Origin of the sequence: Psychrobacter sp. Ps3 (genome assembly GCF_022129275.1) — a bacterium.
GTDB lineage: Bacteria > Pseudomonadota > Gammaproteobacteria > Pseudomonadales > Moraxellaceae > Psychrobacter > Psychrobacter submarinus.
Window position 1 is genome coordinate 1 of the sequence record NZ_JADQAL010000073.1, and the last position, 1,169, is coordinate 1,169.

Consider the following 1,169-nt stretch of genomic DNA (forward strand, 5'->3'; position numbering starts at 1 on the left):
CCAAGCGGTGGTCGTACTGGTCTCTCGGCGGGCGCAGTAGCCGCGAATGGCGAGATCGTCGTCAGCATGGATAAGATGAATCAGATTGGCACTTTTTATCCCGCTGATCGTATGGTTGAGATCGAAGCGGGTGTGGTCACCGAGCAGCTCCAGCAGTTCGCTGAATCCAAAGACTTGTACTACCCCGTTGACTTTGCTTCGGCAGGCTCGAGCCAAATGGGCGGTAATATCGGCACCAATGCCGGCGGTATCAAGGTGATCCGCTACGGTATGACCCGTCAATGGATTATGGGCTTAACGGTAGTGACAGGCAAAGGCGATATCTTGCACCTCAATCGCGGAATGATCAAAAACGCCACCGGTTATGACTTGCGTCAACTCTTTATTGGTTCTGAGGGCACGTTGGGTCTAGTCACTCAGGCGCAGATTAAACTGGATCGCTTACCTCAAGACTTGAACGTCATGGTGCTGGGTATGGATAGCTTCAATGACGTTATGAACGTACTCTCTGCCTTTCAAGCGAAGATTGATCTAACCGCCTTTGAGTTCTTTGATGATACCGCTATCGATAAGCTGATGGCGCACGGTCAAGTACAAGAGCCATTTGAATCGCGCACTAAGTTTTATACGCTACTTGAGTTCGAAGCACCTTATGAGCCCATTATGGATAAGGCGATGGCGATCTTTGAAGACTGTATGAATGAGGGCTGGGTCGTCGATGGGGTCATGAGTCAGAGCCTGGCGCAAGCGGCAGAGCTATGGAAGCTACGCGAGTATATCTCTGAGACCATCTCAGTATTCACCCCTTATAAGAACGACGTTTCGGTGTTGATCAGCTACGTGCCTGAGTTTATCGAAGAGATCGATGCGATCGTCAGCAGCAATTATCCTGACTTTGAAGTGTGCTGGTTTGGCCATATCGGTGATGGCAACTTACATCTTAATATCTTAAAGCCTGAGAATATGAGCAAGGACGATTTCTTTGATGAGTGTCAAATCGTCAATAAATATGTGTTTGAAACCGTAGAAAAATATGGCGGCTCGGTATCAGCAGAGCATGGCGTGGGTATGACTAAGAAGCCTTATCTCAACTATAGTCGCAGTGATACTGAGATTGATTATCTACGCGAAGTCAAAAAAGTCTTTGATCCCAATAATATTATGAATCG

At 47.6% G+C, this 1,169-nt stretch carries 1 protein-coding gene; it reads left to right on the forward strand.

Annotation, left to right across the window (positions count from 1 at the left end):
• Window positions 1-1,169, forward strand: a 1,169-nt coding sequence (locus tag I3248_RS12095) for an FAD-binding oxidoreductase (protein WP_238063986.1), incomplete at both ends; no start/stop codon positions are given.